The sequence below is a fragment of the Pseudomonas hygromyciniae genome (genome assembly GCF_016925675.1).
GTDB classification, from domain to species: Bacteria; Pseudomonadota; Gammaproteobacteria; order Pseudomonadales; family Pseudomonadaceae; genus Aquipseudomonas; species Aquipseudomonas hygromyciniae.
The window spans coordinates 5,692,906-5,713,783 of sequence record NZ_CP070506.1 but is presented as its reverse complement, the minus strand read 5'-3'; the positions used below and the strand labels follow the sequence as shown (position 1 = coordinate 5,713,783).

Sequence of the window (20,878 nt, the reverse complement as noted above, 5' to 3'; positions counted from 1 at the left end):
CGACCGCATTCCAAAGGTGGAACTCGGTTGAGTGTGGGAGCGGGCTTGCTCGCGAAGGCGTGATCAGCCGCGCAGGCTGATTACCGGCCATCCACGCTTCTGGGCCTCGGCCCGCAGGTTCGCATCCGGATCCACCGCCACCGCATGAGTCACCTGCTCCAGCAGCGGCAGGTCATTCATCGAATCGCTGTAGAAATAGCTGTCTTGCAGGCTATACCCGGTCTCTTCCAGCCACCGATTCAAGCGCGTCACCTTGCCCTCGCGAAAGCACGGAACATCCGTGCTGCGCCCAGTGTAGCGGCCATCGGCCATCTCACACTCGGTGGCGATCAGGGTTTCAACCCCCAAGCGTGCGGCAATCGGCGCGGTGACAAAGCGGTTGGTGGCGGTGATGATGACCAGCGTGTCACCGGCGGCGCGGTGCTTGGCCAGCAGTTCAGCCGCCTTGGGCAGCATCAGCGGTTCGATGCAGTCGCGCATGAAGTCGCGGTGCCATTCGTCGAGTTGGGCCATCTCGGTACGGCCGAGGATTTCCAGGCTGAAGTTCAGGTACGCGGCATTGTCCAGCTTGCCGGCCAGGTAATCCTGGTAGAACTCGTCGTTGCGGGTCTTGTAGGCAACGGCATCGAGGATGCCGCGCTCACACAGGTAATCACCCCAGGCGTGGTCACTGTCGCCGCCCAAAAGCGTGTTGTCCAAGTCGAATAAAGCCAGGCGCATTGCGGTTACTCGCTGAAAAGTCTGTAAAAAGGCGTCCAGAATACGGTCTTTTCACAAGAGTGCACATAAGGTAAGCAGCCTCGTTGCCGCTGCAACAAGCTTTGTGGAACAATGCGGCGACATGCGTTTGCGAGGTTGTTGCCGTGATCGACCCCGATGGTTTCCGTCCAAATGTCGGGATTATTCTTACGAATGATGCCGGACAGGTGTGTAGAACCGTAGACATCCTTTACATCTGAAACCGGGGACATCGTTTACACATTTGAAGCTTGGATGCGGCTCTTGCCGCGTCCAAGTCTGCCTAAGGGATAGTCACATAGGTACAGATCCCAAACATCCTCTTCAGCCTCTTTAAGCCCTATCCGTTCTCCAGATAAAGCCTCGCTGACAAATATCAGCTTGTTCTTCCACAAGATAGAGCCGTCCTGTCTGACACTTCGAACCTGCATGTCTGCCGGATATTCCACGGCGGGTAAGCATCCGGGGGTAAGGCCGAGTAGATGGCACATACAACTCTCCCGGACGTTTCATGCCGAGCGCTTCGTGTGGTCGTATATAATTGAATTCATTCCTGAAATGCTCCAGCAACAGCTGTTGCTCAAGCAAGTCGCGTCCTAAAGGCAACTCGAATTTCAAGCTGCGGTGCATTCGCTCGTGGCGACCGTTCTGCGCGGGTCTTCCAGGCATGATTCGCTCGGGGTAGATGCCCAGACGGATCCACCAAACCGCCAATGTAGACATTCTTGCCAGACCAGGAGAGGCAAATGGAACACCGTTGTCAGAACGAATGACTTGCGGCATGCCGTATTCCTGAAAAAAGCCTCTCAAATGCCTGTTTTACAGGCTGTGTCATGATCTTGGGGTGGGCCCTGCACGCCAGAATCAGGCGCGATGCGTGGTCAGTCACGGTCAAAGGAAAGCACATCTGCCCGTTAAGCATCTTGAACTGCCCTTTGTAGTCAGCACACCACGTCTTGTTGGGCTCGTTGGCTTCTCGCATTGGGGCGTGGGAAGTGCCGTGTCGACGCTTGAAGCGCCGTTTGCTGACCAATCCAAGCCGATCAAGCCATTGCCCTGCCGTGCTGGGGGCAGGCCAGGTGATGGTTGGATCCTCGATTCGCAATAGCTCGAGAAGCTTCTTCGGCCCCCATTTATCGTGGGCTTCCTTCATGGCCACCACGCGGGCCAAGATCTCATCGTCGGTTTTGTTTGGACTGTTATGAGGTCGTCGGGAGAGCTCGGACAACGACTTCAAATCGCCGTCATGCCGGGCAATCCATTTATCGACGGTAGGCCGACTCACATTGAATCGGTGTGCCAACTGGGTTTTCGTGTAGTTGCCAGAAAGCCAGTCAGCGACCAGTTTGATTCGTTGGTTCATGGGGGACTCTTGGTTCCAGGGCATGATCAGATACCTCCTGACCATGCGTATTAACCTGTAAACCATGTCCCCGGTTAGAAATGTAAACGATGTCCCCGGTTTGTACCGTGCTATGGGCTCGCCGTATCAACCAAGATGCCTGGCAGTTTCCCCAGGGCGGGATCAACCCCGACGAAACCCCTGAAGACGCCTTGTACCGCGAGTTGAACGAAGAAGTAGGCCTGGAACGCGAAGATGTGCAAATTCTCGCCTGTACCCGAGGCTGGTTGCGCTATCGTTTGCCGCAACGCCTGGTGCGTACCCACAGCCAACCACTGTGCATCGGCCAGAAGCAGAAGTGGTTTCTCCTGCGCCTGATCTCCAACGAGCAGCGGGTGCGGATGGATTTGACCGGTAAACCGGAGTTCGATGGCTGGCGCTGGGTCAGTTATTGGTATCCGTTGGGCCAGGTGGTGACATTCAAGCGCGAGGTTTATCGTCGCGCTCTCAAAGAGCTTGCCCCGCGCCTTTTAGCGCGCGACTGACGACGGAGTTCGACCCCGAGCCATGCTCAATACGCTGCGCAAGATCGTCCAGGAAGTTAACTCCGCCAAGGATCTCAAGGCGGCGTTGGGGATTATTGTGTTGCGCGTCAAGGAAGCCATGGGCAGCCAGGTCTGCTCGGTTTACCTGCTGGACCCCGAGACCAACCGTTTTGTGCTGATGGCCACGGAGGGCTTGAACAAGCGCTCCATCGGCAAGGTCAGCATGGCGCCCAATGAAGGTCTGGTGGGCCTGGTAGGGACGCGTGAAGAACCCCTGAACCTTGAAAACGCGGCCGATCACCCGCGTTATCGCTACTTTGCCGAAACCGGCGAAGAACGCTACGCCTCCTTCCTCGGCGCCCCGATCATCCACCACCGCCGCGTTGTCGGCGTATTGGTCATCCAACAGAAAGAACGCCGCCAGTTCGACGAAGGGGAAGAAGCCTTCCTTGTGACCATGAGCGCGCAGTTGGCCGGGGTTATCGCCCATGCCGAAGCCACCGGTTCGATTCGCGGCCTGGGTCGCCAGGGCAAGGGCATCCAGGAGGCCAAGTTCGTCGGCGTGCCGGGTTCACCGGGCGCTGCGGTCGGTACCGCAGTGGTCATGCTGCCCCCGGCCGACCTGGACGTGGTGCCGGACAAATCCGTCGACGACATCGACGCTGAAATCAAACTGTTCAAGACCGCCCTGGAAGGGGTGCGCGCCGACATGCGCAACCTGTCGACCAAACTGGCCACCCAGTTGCGCCCGGAAGAACGTGCGCTGTTCGACGTGTACCAGATGATGCTCGACGACGCGTCCCTGGGCAACGAAGTCAAGACCGTGATCAAGACCGGCCAATGGGCCCAGGGCGCGCTGCGCCAGGTGGTCACCGATCACGTCAATCGCTTTGAACTGATGGACGACGCCTACCTGCGCGAGCGCGCCTCGGATGTGCGCGACCTGGGTCGGCGCCTGCTGGCCTACCTGCAGGAAGACCGCACTACCAACCTGGTGTACCCCGACAACACCATCCTGATCAGTGAAGAACTGACCGCCACCATGCTCGGCGAAGTGCCGGAAGGCAAACTGGTGGGCCTGGTCTCGGTATTGGGTTCGGGCAACTCCCATGTGGCGATCCTGGCCCGGGCCATGGGTATCCCGACGGTAATGGGCCTGGTGGACCTGCCGTACTCCAAGGTCGACGGCATCTCGATGATCGTCGACGGGCACCGTGGCGAGGTCTTCACCAACCCCAGCGAGGTGCTGCGCAAGCAGTACGCCGAAATCGTCGAGGAGGAGCGCCAGCTGTCCCAGGGTCTCGATGCCCTGCGCGAACTGCCCTGCGTGACCCTCGACGGCCACCGTGTACCGCTGCTGGTCAACACTGGCCTGCTGGCGGACGTGGCGCGTGCTCAACAACGTGGCGCTGAAGGGGTGGGCCTGTACCGCACCGAAGTGCCGTTCATGATCAACCAACGTTTCCCGAGCGAGAAGGAGCAGCTGGCGATCTATCGCGAGCAACTGTCTGCCTTCCATCCGTTACCGGTGACGATGCGCAGCCTGGACATCGGCGGCGACAAGTCACTGTCTTATTTCCCCATCAAGGAAGACAACCCCTTCCTTGGCTGGCGCGGCATCCGCGTAACCCTCGACCATCCCGAAATCTTCCTCGTCCAGACCCGCGCCATGCTCAAGGCCAGCGAAGGCCTGAACAACCTGCGCATTCTGCTTCCGATGATCTCCGGCACTCACGAGCTGGAAGAGGCCCTGCACCTGATCCACCGGGCCTGGGGCGAAGTGCGCGACGAAGGCGCGGACGTACCGATGCCACCGATCGGCGTAATGATCGAAATTCCGGCAGCGGTGTACCAGGCCAAGGAACTGGCGCGGCAGGTAGACTTCCTGTCGGTGGGCTCCAACGACCTGACCCAATACCTGCTGGCCGTGGACCGTAACAACCCACGGGTGGCCGACCTCTACGACTACCTGCACCCGGCGGTGCTGCAAGCCCTGCAACACGTGGTGCGCGACGCCCATGCCGAAGGCAAGCCGGTGAGTATCTGCGGGGAAATGGCCGGTGATCCGGCAGCGGCGGTGCTGTTGATGGCCATGGGCTTTGACAGTCTGTCGATGAACGCCACCAACTTGCCGAAGGTCAAGTGGATGCTGCGCCAGATCAACCTGAGCAAGGCCAAGGAACTGCTGGCGGAGTTGATGACCATCGACAATCCGCAAGTTATCCACAGCTCGCTGCAATTGGCCCTGAAAAGCCTCGGGTTGGCGCGGATGATCAATCCGACCGCGACGAAAACCCTGTAGGAGCGAGCTTGCTCGCGAAAGACGTCAACGATAACGCGGCAAGCCTGAATTCCCGCGGCATTCTCAGGTTTTTCGCGAGCAAGCTCGCTCCTACAGGTTGATGTCTACCTCGCCGAGTCGCCCACCATGGGGCCCGAAGCTACGTTCCACCATCCGCCGCGTCCCATCGGCATGCACAATCAGCGCGGTGCTCGCCCGTGTTCCATAACTGGGGCTGGCGATAAACACGCTCGACAACAAACTCTCGGTGGCGAGCCCGACCCCGGTATCCGGCAGCTCGGCAAACGGTGCGGTCTGCGGGTCGCTCAGGATCCCCAGCAAGGCTTCAGGGTGCGGATCGTCCAGCACTTCGGCCAGCGCGGCCTTGGCCTTGAGCAGTTTGGGCCACGGCGTGTCCAGCCCGGCATTGGATAACCCATAGATCCCGTCCATCAGCTGCTTGGGCGTCGACTCATTGGCGTTGTAATGCCACAACTCGTCCCGCGTGCCGATCAACAGGTTGAACCCGGCATATTCAATCGACCTGCCGTTAACATCGGCTAAATAGTCATCAACCGGTAGGGATCCGTTGAGAAAGCGCGCCACCAGCTCGCCCCGGGACTTGCGCGCCGGTGGCTGGTGCGGGTCACGGATATTGGTCAGCGCGGCAAACCGTCCATCGGCGCCGATCCCCAGCCAGGTGCCACCCGCTTCCTGGTCGCGGCCGGCATAAACCTGCGGTGCATCCGGCCACTGGGCCAGGGGCAGGCTGGGCCGGGCGTAGAATTCGTCACGGTTGGCCGCGACGATCAGCGGCTGGGCGTGGCCCGGCCTCCAGGCAAAAACTATCAGGCACATAAGGCGATCCTTTTGTGTTTTGTTCACTCTACCCATAGAACCGACGGCTATCCATCGTATCGAAGTTGGGCCAGATGCCTCCCATCCGTTAACATGCCAGGCTGCTTGGCGTGGGGGCGAGCTTCTTCATTTGATCGAACTGCTGTAACGCAGGCTTAATCGCCCACCGGCATGGTCCGTGCGCAATAACGAATGATTTAACGAGGAGTCGCAATGCTGCCTTACCCGCAGATCGACCCGGTGGCCCTGGCCATCGGTCCGCTGAAAATCCACTGGTACGGGTTGATGTACCTGATCGGCATCGGCGGTGCCTGGCTGCTGGCTTCTCGGCGCCTGAACCGCTTCGACCCGACCTGGACCAAGGAGAAACTCTCCGACATGGTGTTCTGGATGTCGATGGGGGTGATCGTCGGTGGTCGCCTGGGCTATGTGCTGTTCTACGACTTGAGCGCGTACCTGGCCAACCCGACCCTGATCTTCGAGGTGTGGAAGGGCGGTATGGCGTTCCACGGCGGCTTTATCGGCGTGATGCTCGCGGCTTGGTGGTTTGGCCGGCGCAACGGCAAGTCATTCTTCCAGTTGATGGACTTCGTCGCGCCTATGGTGCCGATTGGCCTGGGTGCCGGGCGGATCGGTAACTTCATCAACGCCGAGTTGTGGGGCAAGCCGACCGACGTGCCGTGGGCCATGGTGTTCCCGCCGTTCAGCGACCCGGCACAACTGCCGCGCCACCCATCGCAGCTGTACCAGTTCGCCCTGGAAGGCGTGGCGCTGTTCCTGATCCTCTATATCTTCTCGCGCAAGCCGCGCCCGACCATGGCGGTTTCCGGGATGTTCGCCCTGTTCTACGGGATCTTCCGCTTTATCGTCGAGTTCGTGCGGGTGCCGGATGCGCAACTGGGCTACCTGGCGTTCGGCTGGCTGACCATGGGCCAGGTGCTGAGCATCCCAATGATCCTCGCAGGCCTGGGCATGCTCTGGTGGGCTTACAATCGCCCGCAGGCGATCAAGAGCACCGCGCTATAAATTCGAACGTCGAGGCCTATGGGCCTCGGCTTCACCGATACAGGTAATGTCATGAAGCAATATCTCGAGCTGGTTTCCCACGTCATCAACAACGGCACCAAGCAGGCCAACCGCACGGGCGTGAACACCATCAGCTTCCCTGGTGCGATGTTGCGCTTTGACCTGCAAGAAGGTTTTCCGGCCATCACCACCCGCAAAATGGCCTTCAAGTCGGCGATTGGCGAGATGTGCGGCTTTTTGCGCGGGGTGAACAACGCCGCCGAATTCCGCGCCCTGGGCTGCAAGGTGTGGGACCAAAACGCCAACGAAAACGCGCAGTGGCTGGCCAACCCGTTCCGCCAGGGCGAGGACGACCTGGGCGAGATCTACGGCGTGCAATGGCGCAAGTGGCCGGCGTACAAGCAGATCCCGCTGAGCAACCAGGCCGCTATCGAGCAGACCCTGGCCCAGGGCTATCGCCAGATCGCCGAAGGCGAGGAAGATGGCCAGGCCTACGTGGTGCTGTACAAGGCCATCGACCAGATCCGCCAGTGTGTCGACACCATCATCAAGGACCCGGGCAGCCGGCGCATCCTGTTCCACGGCTGGAACTGCGCCCAGCTCGATGAAATGGCCTTGCCGCCGTGCCACCTGCTGTATCAGTTCCACCCGAATGTCGAGACCAAGGAGATTTCCCTGACTCTCTACATCCGCTCCAACGACCTGGGCCTGGGCACGCCGTTCAACCTCACCGAAGGCGCCGCGTTGCTGAGCCTGATCGGCCGCTTGACCGGCTACACGCCGCGCTGGTTCACCTATTTCATCGGTGACGCGCACGTCTACGAAAACCACCTGGACATGCTCAACGAACAGCTCAAGCGCGAGCCATTCGCCGCGCCGAAGCTGGTGATCAGCGAGCGTGTGCCGGAGTTTGCCAAGACTGGGGTGTACCAGCCGGAGTGGCTGGAGTTGATCGAACCGGGCGACTTCTCGCTCGAAGGCTATGAGCACCATGCGCCGATGACCGCGCCGATGGCGGTCTAAGGCAAATGTGTGGGGCTTGCTCGCGAAAGCAGTGTGTCAGTCGACATCTTAATTGACTGATCCGCCGCATTCGCGAGCAAGCCCGCTCCCACATTTAGTCCGTGTTCACATTAGTTAGTGGCCGTGGCTTCTACCCACATGTGAATGCTCCGCCTCACTGGCCGCCACACTCCCACTGACCTCCAACCGCTGCAAAATCCCACACTGGTCAATCTCCGGCCCTTCGCCACAGCGCTGGCGCAGGTCGATCAGCTGTGCCTGCAAGGCCAGCAAGCCATCAATCCGCGCCTTGACGTGATGGATATGCTCGTCAATCAGCGCATTGACGCTTTCGCACTGGTCCTGGGGGCTGTCGCGCAGGCCCAGCAGGCTGCGGATTTCCTCCAGGGTCATGTCCAGGCTGCGGCAGTTGCGGATAAAAGTCAGGCGTTCGGTGTGCGCCTGGGTGTACAGCCGGTAGTTGCCCTCACTGCGCGCCGGTGGCGGCAGCAGGCCTTCCTTCTCGTAATAACGGATGGTTTCCACCGGGCAGTCGGTCAGTTTGGCCAGTTCACCGATCTTCATCGCAGCAATCTCCAAAAGGGTGCTTGACCCTATAGTGGCTACAGGGTCTTTACTTGGCAACAGGCACCTTCATGGACGCGACACAATGAGCGATTCCCTGCATACCCCACACAAGCATGACCACGATCACGATCATGATCACGGCGAAAAACTGCAGCCTGTGCAAAAGCACGATCATGCCGGCTCCTGCTGTTCCGGCGCGGCTGCGCCTTCTCTGGTGACGTTGACCGAAGCGCCCAGCGCCAATGCGCGCCTGAGCACTTTCCGCATCGAAGCCATGGACTGCCCCACCGAGCAGACGCTGATCCAGAACAAACTGGGCAAGCTGTCCGGTGTGCAGCAACTGGAATTCAACCTGATCAACCGCATGCTCGGCGTGACCCACAACTTGCCGAGCACTGCGCCGATCATCGAGGCCATCAAATCCCTGGGCATGCAGGCTGATCCAGTCGAAGAGGGCGTGCCTGCCGCCGTGCCACCGGCCAAGAAACACTGGTGGCCGCTGGCCCTGTCCGGTGTTGGCGCCCTGGCGGCGGAGGTGATCCATTTCACCAACGCCGCACCGACCTGGGTGGTGGCTCTGGTGGCGCTGGTGTCGATCCTCAGTGGCGGCCTCACTACCTACAAAAAGGGCTGGATTGCCCTGAAGAACCTCAACCTGAACATCAATGCGCTGATGAGCATCGCCGTGACCGGTGCGATCCTGATCGGCCAGTGGCCAGAAGCGGCGATGGTGATGTTCCTGTTTACCGTGGCCGAATTGATCGAAGCCAAGTCCCTGGACCGTGCGCGCAACGCCATCAGTGGCCTGATGCAGATGACCCCGGAACAGGCCACGGTGCGCCAGGCTGACGGTAGCTGGGTCGAACAGGAGGTCAAAGTCATTGAACTGGGCGCCATCGTACGGGTACGTCCCGGTGAGCGCATTGGCCTGGACGGTGAAGTCACCGCCGGCCAGTCCACCATCGACCAGGCGCCGATCACCGGTGAAAGCCTGCCGATCGAGAAAACCGTCGGCGATAAAGTCTTCGCCGGCACTATCAACCAGGCCGGTTCCCTGGAATACCGGGTGACCGCCGCCGCCAGCAACTCCACCCTGGCGCGCATCATCCACGCGGTGGAACAAGCCCAGGGTTCACGGGCGCCGACCCAGCGCTTTGTCGACAGCTTCTCGAAAATCTACACCCCGGCGGTGTTCCTGTTTGCCCTGGGCGTGGCATTGATTCCGCCGCTGTTCATGGGCGGGGTGTGGTTCGACTGGATCTACCGCGCCCTGGTGCTGTTGGTGGTTGCCTGCCCATGTGCGCTGGTGATTTCCACCCCGGTGACCATCGTCAGTGGCCTGGCCGCGGCCGCGCGCAAAGGCATCCTGATCAAGGGCGGCGTGTACCTGGAAGCCGGCTACAAACTGGACTATCTGGCCCTGGACAAGACCGGCACCATCACCCACGGCAAGCCGGTGCAGACCGATTACCTGGCACTGTCCACCCAAGACAACGCCCCGGCCCTGGCCGCGAGCCTGGCCGGGCGTTCCGATCACCCGGTGTCGCTGGCGATTGCCAACGCGGCTGTGGATAACAAACTGGCGCTGCTCGCTGTGGATAACTTCGAGGCCCTGACTGGGCGCGGGGTACGTGGCGAGATCAACGGTGAGGTCTATCACCTGGGCAACCACCGCCTGGTGGAAGACTTGGGCCTGTGCTCGCCGGCCCTTGAAGAAAAACTCTTCGCCCTGGAAAAACAAGGCAAGTCCGTGGTGCTGCTGCTCGACAAATCCGGCCCGCTGGCGCTGTTCGCCGTGGCCGATACGGTCAAGGACAGCAGCCGCGAAGCCATCCAGCAGCTGCACGACCTGGGCATCAAGACCCTGATGCTCACCGGCGACAACACCCACACCGCCCAGGCGATTGCCGCCCAGGTGGGCATCGACCAGGCTCAAGGCGACCTGCTGCCCACTGACAAGCTCAAGGCCATCGAGGATCTGTACGGGAAAAACCACCGGGTTGGCATGGTCGGCGACGGTATCAACGACGCCCCGGCCCTGGCCCGTGCGGAGATTGGCTTTGCCATGGCTGCCGCGGGCACCGACACCGCCATCGAAACCGCCGACGTGGCGCTGATGGACGACGATTTGCGCAAGATTCCGGCATTCATACGTTTGTCGCGACAAACGTCGAGTATCCTCAAGCAGAACATCGCCCTGGCGCTGGTGATCAAGGCGATCTTCCTGGCGGTGACCTTCCTGGGCATGGCCACCATGTGGATGGCAGTGTTCGCCGACATGGGTGTGAGCCTGCTGGTGGTGTTCAATGGTCTGCGCCTGTTGCGCAAATAGTCGATGAGAGGGTGGTGTGCTGAGTGCCGAGCTGAAGGCGTTTTACATGGTTGCCCGCCTGGGGAGCATTACCCAGGCGGCGAAAAAACTCGGCCTGAGCCAACCCACGGTGACCACCCAGATCCGCCATCTGGAAAGCCAGTACTCGGTCGAGCTGTTCTATCGCGGTGGCCGGCGCCTCACTGTCAGTGACGAGGGCGCGCGGCTGCTGCCGATGGTCAAGGCGCTGTTGCAGCAGGAAGCGGATATCGAGTTCTTCCTGCGCAACAGCGGACAGGTCCAGGGCACCTTGCGGATTGCCGCGACCGCGCCTTACTACATCCTCGACCTGGTGAAGACCTTTCGCGAACGCTTGCCCCACGTGGAAGTGGCGGTGGAAATCGGTAATTCCCAGCAGGTGCTCGAAGCGCTGGATGATTACCGGGTGGATGTCGCCGCGTCCTCGCAACTGCTGGAAGACCCGCGCCTGATCCGTCGGGTACTGGGCAGCGACCCGCTGGTGCTGGCGGTGCATCGCAATCACCCGTTGGCCGTGCTGGAACACGTGCCACTCAGTGCGCTGGTGGGGCACACCCTGTTGATGCGCGAAGCGGGCTCCACCACCCGGCGCCTGACCGAGGAAATGCTCGATGGCGCGGGCGTGAGTTATGGGCCGCTGCTGGAGATCGGCAGCCGCGAGTCGATTCGCGAGGCGGTGCTGCGCAATATCGGCATCAGCATCATTGCCCGCCAGGAAGTGCCCCATGATCCGCAACTGCGGGTACTGACCATCGAGAATGCGCCGCAGATCCCGGAGTATCTGTATTGCCTCAAGGAGCGCAAAGGTGCGCGGTTGCCGGCGGCGTTTCTGGGGTTGGCGCAGGAAATGTCGCCGCTCTGAGGGTATTGGTGGCTTTGAAATCGCCATCGAAGGCAAGCCAGCTCCCACATTTGAATGTATTCACAGCCCCAAATGTGGGAGCTGGCTTGCCTGCGATGGCGGTAGACCACACACCACATGGCTATAACCCTACCCAAATCCACCAATACCACTATCACCCGCTTTTGCCTTCCTGCCACACCAGGGACGCATTTGCTCCCTAGCATGGCCTTCATCAGTTTGATGAGGTGCCACCATGAACACAGCCCAGCTCAACCCCGGCGCGCCGATGAAGGTGCGTGGTATCCAGAAGCGCTTCGGCGCCTTTACTGCCCTGGACCATGTGTCCCTGGACGTCGCCGCCGGTGAGCTGGTGTGCCTGCTTGGCCCTTCGGGCTGTGGCAAGACCACCTTGCTGCGCTGCATAGCCGGCCTGGAACGCCAGGACAGCGGCGAGTTGTACCTGGGTGATCGCGATGTTTCCCTACTGGCACCCCAGGCGCGGGACTACGGCATTCTGTTCCAGTCCTACGCGCTGTTTCCCAACCTCAGCGTCGAGGCCAATATCGGCTACGGCCTGACCGGCAGCGGCCGCGATGAAGTGCGCAAGCGCGTGGCGCAGATGCTGGAACTGGTCGGCCTGACCGGCAGCGAAAAGAAATACCCCGGCCAATTGTCTGGCGGTCAGCAGCAACGGGTCGCCCTGGCCCGTGCCCTGGCGCCGGCCCCCTCGCTGTTGCTGCTGGACGAACCCATGTCAGCCCTCGACGCCCGAGTGCGCGAGCACCTGTGTACCGAACTGCGCCAACTGCAACGGCGCCTGGGCATCACCACCTTGATGGTCACCCACAACCAGGACGAGGCCATGCTGATGGCCGACCGTATCGCCGTGATGAACAACGGCAAGGTCGAGCAGTACGCCACCCCCCAAGAAATCTATGACCGCCCGGCCACGCCGTTCGTGGCCGAGTTTGTCGGCCAGGGCAACTGGCTGCCGTTCAGCCGCAACAGCGCAAGCCACGCCCAGGTCGGCGGGATGAACGTGCGCCTGGCAGAAGACAGCGGCAAGGCCGCCTCGGGCCGCCTGTTCTGCCGGCCGGAAGCAATCAGCGTCAACCCGCCGGTACACGAAGAAAACCTGTTTCCGGCCAAGGTTCGTGAGATCACATTCCTTGGTAACCGTTGCCGCATGAGCTTTGAACTGGACCAGTTGCCCGGCCATCCGCTGCTCGCCGAACTGGCGCCGGAAGCCATGCCGCGCCTGGGCGCCCAGGATATCTGGGTCGCGCTGCCGCCGCGCAGTCTGCAGGTGTTTGCCGCAGATGGCCGCTGATATGACCCTGCCGATACCCGACCGCGCGGCTCGCCAGGTTTCCCGTGCCGAAATCGGCGACCGTATCTTTGTAGTGGGCGGCAAGGTGCTGTTGCTGTGCCTGTTGTGCATCGCCGTGCTGCTGCCGTTGCTGGCGATCTTCTGGCGTGGCTTCAGCGCCGAAGACGGCCAGGGCGGCGGGCTGGTGGCGGCGCGCGAGCTGCTGACCAGCGCCAACTTCCACTGGCTGCTGGGCAATAGCCTGAAGGTTTCCCTGAGCGTTGCGGCCATTGTCGTACCCCTGGCCTACCTGTTTGCCTACGCCCTGCAACGCACGCTGATCCCCGGCAAGACGCTCTGGCGTGGCCTGTCATTGCTGCCGCTGATGGCGCCCTCGATGTTGCCGGGCATCGCCCTGGTGTATCTGTTCGGCAACCAGGGCATGTTGCGCGGCCTGCTGTCAGACAACATCTACGGCTTCTGGGGGATTGTCCTCGGTGAAGTGATCTACACCTTTCCCCATGCCCTGATGATCCTGCTGTCGGCGCTGTCTTTGGCGGACGCGCGGCTGTTCGATGCTGCCTCAAGCATGGGCGCCAGCCCGGCGCGGGCGTTTCGCAGCATCACTTGGCCGGCGACGCGCCAGGCCGTGTTCGCCGCGTTCTGCCTGGTGTTCACCCTGACCATCACCGACTTCGGCGTGCCCGTGGTGGTGGGCGGCGACTATCAAGTACTGGCGCTGGAAGCCTACAAGGCGGTGGTCGGCCAGCAGCAGTTCGGTCGCGGCGCCTTGATCGGCATGGTGTTGCTGCTGCCGGCGCTGCTCAGTTTTGCGGTGGATACCTGGCTGCGCCGGCGCCACGGCGACTCCATGAGTGGCCGCGCCCAAGTGTTCCAGCCGGCGCCGTCGCGCCTGCGCGATGGCTGCTACCTGGCGATTGTGTTGCTGATCTGCGCGGTGCTGCTGTTGGTGTTCGGTATGGCGGTGTATTCGTCGCTGGTGAAATTCTGGCCGTACAACCTGTCGCTGTCGCTCAACCATTACCAGTTCAACGACACCGCCGGTGGCGGCTGGCTGGCCTATCGCAACAGTTTGACCATGGCGATCTGCACCGCATTGATCGGCAGTGTGCTGATCTTCACCGGCGCCTACCTGATGGAAAAGACCAAAGGGCAAAAAGGCCTCAACCTGGCGCTGCGCATGCTCAGTTTTGTGCCGATGGCAGTGCCGGGCTTGGTGCTGGGCCTGGGTTATGTGTTCTTTTTCAACCTCAACGGCAACCCGCTGCATGTGCTCTACGGGACCATGACGCTGCTGGTGGTGTGCACCATTGCGCACTATTTGACCACCGCGCAGATGACCGCCACCACCGCCCTGCGCCAACTCGACGCCGAGTTCGAAGCCGCCGCGCTGTCGCTCAAGGCGCCGTTGTACCGCCACTATCTGCGGGTCACCGTGCCGATCTGCCTGCCGGCGCTGTTGGACATCCTGCGCTACCTGTTTGTCTCGGCGATGACCACTGTGTCGGCGGCGATCTTTCTCTACAGCCCCGACACCATCCTCGCCGCAGTCGCCGTGTTGAACATGGACGATGCCGGCAACGTTGGCGGCGCGGCGGCCATGTCGACCCTGATTCTGTTCACTTCAGCCGGCGTCTCGCTGCTGCTGGCGTGGGCCTCACGCGGTTTGTTGCGCCGCTCCCAGGCCTGGCGCCAAACCGCGCCCGGTCAATAACCCTGCCCCCCAAAAGGAAACGCACCATGTTCAAGCCCCTGGCCCTCGCCGCTGCTGTGCTCACCGCGTTCAGCCTCAATGCCTTTGCTGCCAAGACCGAGTTGACCGTGTACACGGCCCTTGAAGCCGAGCAGTTGAAGACCTACAAAAAAGCCTTCGAAGCGGCCAACCCGGACGTCGAGATCAAGTGGGTGCGGGACTCCACCGGCATCATCACCGCCAAGCTGCTGGCGGAAAAAGCGCGCCCGCAAGCCGATGCGGTATGGGGTCTGGCGGCCTCCAGCCTGGCGATCCTCGATCAGCAAGGCATGCTGCAAAGCTACGCGCCAAAGGATCTGGACAAGATTGGCAAGAACTACCGCGACGCCGCCAACCCACCGGCCTGGGTCGGCATGGACGTATGGGCCGCGACCATCTGCTTCAACACCGTCGAAGCCGAAAAACAGGGCCTGAGCAAGCCGATCAGTTGGCAGGACCTGACCAAGCCGGAATACAAAGGCAAGATCGTCATGCCGAACCCGGCGTCGTCCGGTACCGGTTTCCTCGACGTCAGCGCCTGGTTGCAGACCTTCGGCGAAAAGCAGGGCTGGCAGTACATGGATGACCTGCACCAGAACATCGGCCAGTACGTGCATTCCGGTTCCAAGCCTTGCAAGTTGGCGGCGTCCGGCGAATTCCCGATCGGTATCTCCTTCGAATACCCGGCCGTGCAGTTGAAGCGCCAGGGCGCGCCGCTGGATATCGTCTTGCCCAAGGAAGGCCTGGGCTGGGATATCGAAGCCACTGCGGTGATCAAGGGCACGGCCCACCAGGAAGCAGCGCAGAAACTTGCCGACTTCTCTGCAAGCCCGGCAGCGATGGAGCTGTACAAGGAAAACTTTGCGGTCCTGGCCCAACCGGGAATCGCCAAGCCGCAGACCGAGCTGCCGGCGGACTACGAGCAGCGCCTGATCAAGAATGACTTTGCCTGGGCCTCGAAAAACCGTGACAACATCCTGGCTGAATGGCGCAAGCGCTATGACGGCAAGTCGGAAAAACAATAACTTCAACCGTTTCTAAAACTGTAGGAGCGAGCTTGCTCGCGAAGAACGTGAACGATAGCGCGGGCAGTCAGAATACATGCGGCGCCCTCGGGTTTTTCGCGAGCAAGCTCGCTCCTACAGGGGGGCGAACACCATGACACACCACAGCGATTTGCTGATCGTCGGCGCCGGTATCCTTGGCCTGTCCCACGCTTACGCCGCCGCCAAACGCGGTCTCAAGGTCAAGGTCTTCGAGCGTACGGCCACGCCCCTGGGCGCCTCGGTGCGTAACTTCGGCCAGGCCCTGGTTACCGGCCAACCGCCTGGGCAGATGCTCGACCTGGCCCGGCAAAGCCGCGAGATCTGGGGCCAATGGGCACAACTGGCGAACCTGCAACTCAAGCGCAATGGCTCTTACCTGTTTGCCCGCAGCGAAGCCGAAGAACACCTGCTGGAGGCCTTTTGCGCCGGTCGCGCCAAGGAGCACGGCTACCGCGTCAACCTGCTGCAAGGCGCAGCCATGAACGACTTGTATGGCGGCCAGTTCCGCCATCACCGCGCCGCGCTGCATGGCCTGGATGATCAGCAACTGTATTCCCGTGAGGCGCTGCCGGCGCTGATCGATTACCTGCGCCGCGAACTGCGGGTAGAGTTCCACTTCTCCACCCTGGTGCGCGACATCGAACCCGGTCAGCTACACAGCACCGCTGGCAGTTTTCGCGGCGAGCAGATCATTGTCTGTTCCGGCCACGACTACCAGACCCTGCTGGCCGAGCAGATCGCCCAACTCACACCGCAAATCTGCCAGTTGCAGATGCTGCGCGCTCGGCCCAAGGTCGAGTTGAACCTGCAACATGCGCTGCTGACCGGCCTGAGCTGCGTGCACTACGGCGCCTTCGCCGACTTGCCGCAAGCTGCCGCCGTGCAGGCACAGATCCTGCGCGACACACCGCACCTGGATGAACATGGCATCCACCTGTTGATCAGCCCCACGCCCCATGGCGAGTTGATCATCGGTGATTCCCACCACTACGGCAGCGATCCTTCGCCGTTCAACGCCGAACAGGTGGATAACTGGATGATCGAGCTGGCCGAGCACACCCTGGGCTGCCAGATTCAGGTCGTGGAACGCTGGCAGGGCGTCTATGGTTCCCGTGGGCCGGGGCCGTTTTCGTTCCTGCGCGCCGCCGACGGGGTCAGCGCGGCCTTGATGCATACCGGCGTGGGCATGAGCGTGGGGCCGGCGCTGGCCGAGGGCAATATCACACAGCTATGGGGAGAGGCGTGATGAATGCTGCGCAGGTGGTCGCCGAAGTCTTCGCGTTGTACGAACAGCACGGCGCTGCCGATTACATCGGCGAGCCGGTCTCGCAGATCGAACACATGTCCCAGGCCGCGCAGTTGGCGATGGCCGAGGGCTTCGACGATGAAGTGGTGTTGGCGGCGTTCTTCCACGATATCGGGCATATCTGCGGGCAGGGTGGCGAGAATATGGGCGGCTACGGCGTAGTCAGCCATGAACGCTTGGGTGCCGACTATCTGCGGCGTGCCGGCTTCAGCGAGCGCCTGGCCAAACTGGTGGAGTATCACGTCCAGGCCAAGCGCTACCTGACCTTCAGCCAGCCGGACTATTACACGCGTTTGAGCGAAGCCAGCCGCCGCACCCTGGCTTACCAGGGCGGGGTGATGACCGCTGAAGAAGCCCGGGCGTTTGAGCAGGACCCGCTGTGCGCGGTGAGTCTGCGCATGCGCCATTGGGACGAGCAGGCCAAGGAGATGCACGTGCCGGTGCTGGATCTGCAACTGCTCAAACGCAAGGCCACGGCACTGCTGGCGGATTCTCACGGCAGACCAGGATGCATCGGCTAGAGACGCGCTGATCCGCTCTCTAGCCTGCTTGTTTCGTTGATAACAGGAACAATGCGAGATGCGTTTTTTGAAAGTGGCTGCCCAAGACCGCAGCAGAAATGGCAAGGCCGATACGGTGGTGCTGAATTTTTTCCGTCGCCAGCCAGGTGAGCCCGACGAAATGCTGCACGAGGCCATTGCCGTTGATGTCAGCGCCGATGGGCAAGTGGAAGTGTTGTGTTCAGGGGATATCAATCGAGATGGCGAAAACGATGTGATGGACAAGCGCCTGCTCGACGTTTTTGCCGATACCTTCCTGCAGCTCAATTGGTTTAACACCGGCAATCGCTGGCAGCGCACGCTGGTGATTTACGCAGAGCACTTCACTCAAAGTGCAGCGCCCGACGCTGTCAGGATGGAGTTTCACAAACACACAGGCGTGCCCTGCCAGGATTCGCTCGCGTATGGGCTTACCGTTCCTTGTCTCGAAGGCGACAGCGTGCCGCAGCCGCCTAACCGGCGCGATCTGAACCCCGATGCGCTGGCGATTAACGCTGACAAGGCGTTGATCCGACGGCTATGTACTACTTTTCTGGGCTTCAATTGGTATGAGGCTGGTCAAGCGTCATTGAGCTGACGCGCCAAGGTGTCGATCTGTTCCTGGCGTTCCGCCTGGCCCGGTTTTGCTTGTGGGTTGAGGGACGACCATTGCGGATGGGCGCGGGCCTTGTGCAGGGCGTCCGGCAGCTTGCCTTCGCGCCAGGTCTTGTCTTGCGGTGTATCGACCTTGATGCTGTGCATCGCCGCGTGCCCGCGCAGGTCCAGGGCCTTGAGCAACTGGCGCTGGCGCAGGGCCAACAGGCGCAGCACGCTGTCATCCACGGTCAGTTCGCGCTGGCCCTTGATCTTGCCCAGCAGGCGGCTGCCGTAGCTGCGGGCGGTTTGCAGCGCGCCACCGGCAATGGCTCCGGCGAGGGCGGCGGCGCCCAGGGTCAGGCCGCCGACCAGCAAGTCCACACCGGCCCCGGCCGCAGCCCCCCGCCGCAATCCCTGCCGCCGACCCGCACCCCCCAGTTGCTTGAGGGTTTCGGGGTTGAACAAATCATCGCCCCAACGTCCATCCAGCAGCGGCAGGTCGCTGGCGGCGGCGTCTTGCGGGCGGAAGCCAAACAGCTTGAGCAGGGCTTCGACGCACCGTTGTTCGCGCTGGCGCACGGCCTTGCGCAAATCGCTGATGGCTTGCTGTTCATCTTCCGTGACCACGCTGCGCCGGCACGCGGCGCAGTCGATCAGCAGCTCGGCGATCAGGCGTGCGGCGCTTTGCTGGCGCGCCTGGCGTTGAGCCTCCTGGTCGAGGATCAGCCGCTCCAACTGAGGTCGTGAGCTTTCCAGCAACAGGGCCAGGCTTTCATACAGCCGCCGCTCGCCATCTTCGGGGGGCGCCACGCTGTCAAAGCGCACCAGGGCATGCAGGCCCAGGCGGGCCAGGGCTTCGCGCCAGTCCGGCTCGCGGTGGTCGCTGCTGCTGACAAAATTGAGCACGGGCAGCAATGGCTTGCCGCAACTGGCCAGCACTTGCAACTCGTCGCGGTATTTGGCCAGCACCGGTTCCCGGGCGTCGATCACGTACAGGCCGGCATCGGACGCCAGCAATTGACGCAACACCTTGGCTTCCTGTTCGAAGCGTTGACGGGCTTCACTGCCTTCCAGGAAACGGGCGAGGCGAGCCGGGCCATCGAGACGTTCGCCCGGTCGGTCCAAGCGCTCGAGGTAATCGAGCAGGGCGATGGCATCTTCCAGGCCCGGCGTGTCGTACAGCTCCAGCAACGCCTCGCCGTCGACCGACAAACGCGCGCCTTCGACATGCCGGGTGGTGCTGGGGCGGTGGGACACTTCGCCAAAGCCCACGTCACGGGTCAGGGTGCGCAGCAGCGAGGTCTTGCCGACGTTGGTGTGGCCGACCACCGCCAGTTTCAGGGGTTTAGTCATGACCAGTCTCCAGCCAGATAAGAGGCGCGCAGTCGGCGAAGGGCAGGTCCAGTTGCTGCAAAGCCGTGTGCCAATCGCCGAGGCGCTCGGCATCCAGCGCCTGGCCCGGTGGCGCTTGCAACAGCCAGACCCGGGTGGCACTGGCGCTGCGGGCCAGTTCGCCGATCAGCGCGAGGCTGCCGCGATCCGGCGAGCGGCGTGGATCGCAGGCGATCACCAGGCGCGCGGGGGGGAAGCGGGTCAGTTGCTCCAGCAGTTTGTGGCGTGATTCGCGGCTGTCGAGGATGCCGGCGTTTTTGACCGTGGCCGGCAGTTTGGGCGGCCACGGGTGTTGGTCATCCAGTTCGATGGCCACCAGCAGGGCGCCATCGCTGTGCAGTTCGCTGGCGCCGCCGCTGACGTGATGCAACTGTTCTGGAGCCGCATCGTTGACACCCAGGCGTTCGCTGCTGGGCATCAAGGCTTCGCGCAAGTGGGCGTAGCCGGGCAGGTTGAGGTCCAGGCCCAAGGCTGCGCGCCCGCGTTTCCAGCGCCACAGGCACAGCAGGGCGAGGATCAGCCGGGGCAGCAGGCCATAGACCAGCAATACGCCCACCAGCCAGGCGGCCCAGGCTTGGCGGGCGCTTTCGATATTCAGCGCCGAGTCGCCACTGGCGCGGATCATCTCGACGGTCGGCACGCTGAAACCGAGCAGCGCGGGCAGGCTGCCCAGGGCCTGGGTCACGCTGACAAAGGTGTCGGCGCCCAGAATGGTGGTTTCCCAGACAAAGCCGTAGCGCCGGGTGGCCATCAACGTCAGCAGGATCACCAGCGCGCTGCACAGCGCCAGCAGCCACAGGCCATTGACCAGCACGCCGACCGCCCAGCGATTAAGCTTGCGGCGTTGCAGCAGCAACAGCAACGCCGGGGCCAGTTGCGCGGCCTTGGCATCACGGGCGAATTTTTCGCTGAGCCACAACCACAGGCGGCCGAGGCTGGCGCTGTGTTCGCCGGCAAACACCAGGCCCAGGGCCCAGCTCAGCAGCAGGATCAGGTTCAAGCCCAGCAGGCTGCCCAGGGCCCAGAACACATTGACCGGGGCCAGGCCGTTGCCCAGAGCGGCGAACGCCAGGCCGGCGCCGCTGACCACGGCCAGCACCATCAGCACGATCAGCGCCAGGCGCGCACCTTGCAGCCAGTGCAGCAGGGCGGCGCTCAGGCCATCGCGCTCGGCCAGCCACAGCGCCCGGTTTTGAATGCGTGTCGGCAGGTCGCCGCCATTGCTGCGGGCCAGACGATTGGCTTCCTGGTCTTCCAGGGGGCCAGCGTGTTCTTCACGCAGGCGCACGGTTTCCGTCAGCCACAGTTTTTGCAGAGGGTTCAGTGCTGTCACGCGCGGTCCTGTTGTGTCAGTGAGCCTGG

The 20,878-nt window shown here is 62.1% G+C and carries 16 protein-coding genes and 3 pseudogenes; 13 read left to right on the top strand and 6 right to left on the bottom strand.

What is annotated here, in order from left to right; genetic code table 11:
- Positions 1 to 63: 63 nt before the first annotated feature.
- Positions 64 to 720 carry a histidinol-phosphatase gene (locus JTY93_RS25850; RefSeq protein WP_205480855.1) on the bottom strand — a complete coding sequence of 219 codons (657 nt, stop codon included), beginning with the start codon at positions 718 to 720 and terminating at the stop codon, positions 64 to 66.
- 101 nt (positions 721 to 821) lie between these two features.
- On the opposite strand from JTY93_RS25850, the pseudogene JTY93_RS29490 reads away from it, so the two are divergent.
- A pseudogene (locus tag JTY93_RS29490) lies at positions 822 to 929 on the top strand (RNA pyrophosphohydrolase); the annotation flags it as partial.
- A gap of 45 nt (positions 930 to 974) precedes the next feature.
- On the opposite strand, the pseudogene JTY93_RS30200 reads toward JTY93_RS29490, so the two are convergent.
- Positions 975 to 2,125 (bottom strand): annotated as a pseudogene (locus JTY93_RS30200) (integrase core domain-containing protein).
- An 83-nt stretch (positions 2,126 to 2,208) separates the two neighbouring features.
- Between JTY93_RS30200 and JTY93_RS25835 the strand changes: the two are divergent.
- Both JTY93_RS25835 and ptsP read left to right on the top strand, forming a co-directional pair.
- Positions 2,209 to 2,625 (top strand): annotated as a pseudogene (locus JTY93_RS25835) (RNA pyrophosphohydrolase); the annotation flags it as partial.
- A 22-nt stretch (positions 2,626 to 2,647) separates the two neighbouring features.
- Positions 2,648 to 4,927, top strand: a complete 2,280-nt coding sequence (ptsP, locus tag JTY93_RS25830) for a phosphoenolpyruvate--protein phosphotransferase (protein ID WP_169991335.1) — start codon at positions 2,648 to 2,650, stop codon at positions 4,925 to 4,927.
- A 90-nt stretch (positions 4,928 to 5,017) separates the two neighbouring features.
- Here ptsP and JTY93_RS25825 read toward each other — a convergent pair whose 3' ends face one another.
- Complete coding sequence (locus JTY93_RS25825; protein WP_205475969.1) at positions 5,018 to 5,764, bottom strand: NRDE family protein; 747 nt, start codon at positions 5,762 to 5,764, stop codon at positions 5,018 to 5,020.
- Between the two features lie 213 nt (positions 5,765 to 5,977).
- Between JTY93_RS25825 and lgt the strand changes: the two genes are divergently transcribed.
- Both lgt and JTY93_RS25815 read left to right on the top strand, forming a co-directional pair.
- On the top strand, positions 5,978 to 6,790 hold the full coding sequence (gene lgt / locus JTY93_RS25820) for a prolipoprotein diacylglyceryl transferase (protein ID WP_092231186.1): 813 nt from the start codon (positions 5,978 to 5,980) through the stop codon (positions 6,788 to 6,790).
- Between the two features lie 51 nt (positions 6,791 to 6,841).
- A complete protein-coding gene (locus JTY93_RS25815; protein WP_029289382.1) occupies positions 6,842 to 7,813 on the top strand; it encodes a thymidylate synthase in 972 nt (323 codons plus the stop codon).
- A 114-nt stretch (positions 7,814 to 7,927) separates the two neighbouring features.
- On the opposite strand, the gene cadR is transcribed toward JTY93_RS25815, so the two are convergent.
- Complete coding sequence (gene cadR / locus JTY93_RS25810) at positions 7,928 to 8,377, bottom strand: Cd(II)/Pb(II)-responsive transcriptional regulator (RefSeq protein ID WP_205475970.1); 450 nt, start codon at positions 8,375 to 8,377, stop codon at positions 7,928 to 7,930.
- Positions 8,378 to 8,462: 85 nt separating this feature from the next.
- Here cadR and JTY93_RS25805 point away from each other — a divergent pair, with 85 nt between their 5' ends.
- The 8 genes from JTY93_RS25805 to JTY93_RS25770 all read left to right on the top strand — a co-directional run bounded on the left by JTY93_RS25805 (position 8,463) and on the right by JTY93_RS25770 (position 18,125).
- Positions 8,463 to 10,712: a heavy metal translocating P-type ATPase gene (locus tag JTY93_RS25805; protein WP_205475971.1), complete on the top strand. Its 2,250-nt coding sequence runs from the start codon at positions 8,463 to 8,465 to the stop codon at positions 10,710 to 10,712.
- A 16-nt stretch (positions 10,713 to 10,728) separates the two neighbouring features.
- The gene (locus JTY93_RS25800; RefSeq protein ID WP_205475972.1) at positions 10,729 to 11,592 is read left to right on the top strand and encodes a LysR family transcriptional regulator; all 864 of its coding nucleotides are present in this window, start codon (positions 10,729 to 10,731) and stop codon (positions 11,590 to 11,592) included.
- 235 nt (positions 11,593 to 11,827) lie between these two features.
- On the top strand, positions 11,828 to 12,904 hold the full coding sequence (locus tag JTY93_RS25795; RefSeq protein ID WP_205475973.1) for a putative 2-aminoethylphosphonate ABC transporter ATP-binding protein: 1,077 nt from the start codon (positions 11,828 to 11,830) through the stop codon (positions 12,902 to 12,904).
- Complete coding sequence (locus JTY93_RS25790) at positions 12,894 to 14,618, top strand: putative 2-aminoethylphosphonate ABC transporter permease subunit (protein ID WP_205475974.1); 1,725 nt, start codon at positions 12,894 to 12,896, stop codon at positions 14,616 to 14,618. The genes JTY93_RS25795 and JTY93_RS25790 overlap by 11 nt, the downstream gene beginning before the upstream one ends.
- Before the next feature lie 26 nt (positions 14,619 to 14,644).
- A complete protein-coding gene (locus JTY93_RS25785) occupies positions 14,645 to 15,661 on the top strand; it encodes a putative 2-aminoethylphosphonate ABC transporter substrate-binding protein (protein WP_169871191.1) in 1,017 nt (338 codons plus the stop codon).
- A 133-nt stretch (positions 15,662 to 15,794) separates the two neighbouring features.
- On the top strand, positions 15,795 to 16,928 hold the full coding sequence (locus tag JTY93_RS25780; RefSeq protein WP_205475975.1) for a TIGR03364 family FAD-dependent oxidoreductase: 1,134 nt from the start codon (positions 15,795 to 15,797) through the stop codon (positions 16,926 to 16,928).
- Positions 16,928 to 17,509, top strand: a complete 582-nt coding sequence (locus JTY93_RS25775; RefSeq protein WP_205475976.1) for a phosphonate degradation HD-domain oxygenase — start codon at positions 16,928 to 16,930, stop codon at positions 17,507 to 17,509. Before JTY93_RS25780 ends, JTY93_RS25775 begins: the two co-directional genes overlap by 1 nt.
- Positions 17,510 to 17,567: 58 nt before the next feature.
- On the top strand, positions 17,568 to 18,125 hold the full coding sequence (locus tag JTY93_RS25770; protein ID WP_205475977.1) for a hypothetical protein: 558 nt from the start codon (positions 17,568 to 17,570) through the stop codon (positions 18,123 to 18,125).
- Here JTY93_RS25770 and JTY93_RS25765 read toward each other — a convergent pair.
- On the bottom strand, positions 18,107 to 19,477 hold the full coding sequence (locus JTY93_RS25765; protein WP_205518959.1) for a DUF3482 domain-containing protein: 1,371 nt from the start codon (positions 19,475 to 19,477) through the stop codon (positions 18,107 to 18,109). The two genes, JTY93_RS25770 and JTY93_RS25765, sit on opposite strands and share 19 nt — an antisense overlap.
- A complete protein-coding gene (locus JTY93_RS25760) occupies positions 19,470 to 20,849 on the bottom strand; it encodes a DUF2868 domain-containing protein (protein ID WP_205475979.1) in 1,380 nt (459 codons plus the stop codon). The genes JTY93_RS25765 and JTY93_RS25760 overlap by 8 nt, the downstream gene beginning before the upstream one ends.
- Positions 20,850 to 20,878 lie beyond the last annotated feature (29 nt).

Bases quoted from the DNA above. Each gene is read 5' to 3' on its own strand.
- JTY93_RS25850 (WP_205480855.1), bottom strand. From the start codon at position 720: ATGCGCCTGGCTTTATTCGACTTGGACAACACGCTTTTGGGCGGCGAC.
- ptsP (WP_169991335.1), top strand. From the start codon at position 2,648: ATGCTCAATACGCTGCGCAAGATCGTCCAGGAAGTTAACTCCGCCAAG.
- JTY93_RS25825 (WP_205475969.1), bottom strand. From the start codon at position 5,764: ATGTGCCTGATAGTTTTTGCCTGGAGGCCGGGCCACGCCCAGCCGCTG.
- lgt (WP_092231186.1), top strand. From the start codon at position 5,978: ATGCTGCCTTACCCGCAGATCGACCCGGTGGCCCTGGCCATCGGTCCG.
- JTY93_RS25815 (WP_029289382.1), top strand. From the start codon at position 6,842: ATGAAGCAATATCTCGAGCTGGTTTCCCACGTCATCAACAACGGCACC.
- cadR (WP_205475970.1), bottom strand. From the start codon at position 8,377: ATGAAGATCGGTGAACTGGCCAAACTGACCGACTGCCCGGTGGAAACC.
- JTY93_RS25805 (WP_205475971.1), top strand. From the start codon at position 8,463: ATGAGCGATTCCCTGCATACCCCACACAAGCATGACCACGATCACGAT.
- JTY93_RS25795 (WP_205475973.1), top strand. From the start codon at position 11,828: ATGAACACAGCCCAGCTCAACCCCGGCGCGCCGATGAAGGTGCGTGGT.
- JTY93_RS25790 (WP_205475974.1), top strand. From the start codon at position 12,894: ATGGCCGCTGATATGACCCTGCCGATACCCGACCGCGCGGCTCGCCAG.
- JTY93_RS25785 (WP_169871191.1), top strand. From the start codon at position 14,645: ATGTTCAAGCCCCTGGCCCTCGCCGCTGCTGTGCTCACCGCGTTCAGC.
- JTY93_RS25780 (WP_205475975.1), top strand. From the start codon at position 15,795: ATGACACACCACAGCGATTTGCTGATCGTCGGCGCCGGTATCCTTGGC.
- JTY93_RS25775 (WP_205475976.1), top strand. From the start codon at position 16,928: ATGAATGCTGCGCAGGTGGTCGCCGAAGTCTTCGCGTTGTACGAACAG.
- JTY93_RS25770 (WP_205475977.1), top strand. From the start codon at position 17,568: ATGCGTTTTTTGAAAGTGGCTGCCCAAGACCGCAGCAGAAATGGCAAG.
- JTY93_RS25765 (WP_205518959.1), bottom strand. From the start codon at position 19,477: ATGACTAAACCCCTGAAACTGGCGGTGGTCGGCCACACCAACGTCGGC.